The 470-nt window shown below is 71.5% G+C and carries 1 protein-coding gene; it reads right to left on the reverse strand.

Features of this window, described 5'->3' with window-relative positions; all coding sequences use genetic code 11:
• Positions 1-189: 189 nt before the first annotated feature.
• Positions 190-459: a DUF2530 domain-containing protein gene (locus tag RM590_RS35540; RefSeq protein ID WP_127179365.1), complete on the reverse strand. Its 270-nt coding sequence runs from the start codon at positions 457-459 to the stop codon at positions 190-192.
• Positions 460-470 lie beyond the last annotated feature (11 nt).

Genomic DNA, 470 nt, shown 5'->3' on the forward strand with positions numbered 1-470 from the left:
TGCACGGACACCGGCAGGGGCACGGGGTGCACCGGGTCGAGTTCGGCGCCCGCGTCGATGTGCGTCATGCGTCCGACGGTACGTGCGGTTTTGCGGCTTCACCCGCCGAGTGCCCCGAAGATCCGCCCAGAGGACGAGAGTCCCGGCGGGGGAGTGATGCCCTGGTTGTACGGGTCGGGCGGTGGAGGCTCACCCGGTGGGCGGAGCACCCTCCGCGGCGGCCGCGCGTTTGAGCGCGGCGTCCCGGCCGCGCACGTACCAGATCCCGATCAGGCCGAGCCCGGCGCCGGCCAGGCAGGTCCACAGCCACCAGGTGTGGTCGTGGTCGGCGAACCAGCCGTAGAAGGGGAGCTGTACCAGGAAGAGGACGAACCACAGGAGGGTGCCGCCGATGATGGTGGCGACCACGGGGCCCTCCAGGGGCTCCGGCGCCTCGTGCGTTGGGGTCCACTTCGCCATGGGCACAGCTT

The organism is Streptomyces litchfieldiae, from assembly GCF_031845365.1.
GTDB lineage: Bacteria > Actinomycetota > Actinomycetes > Streptomycetales > Streptomycetaceae > Streptomyces > Streptomyces litchfieldiae.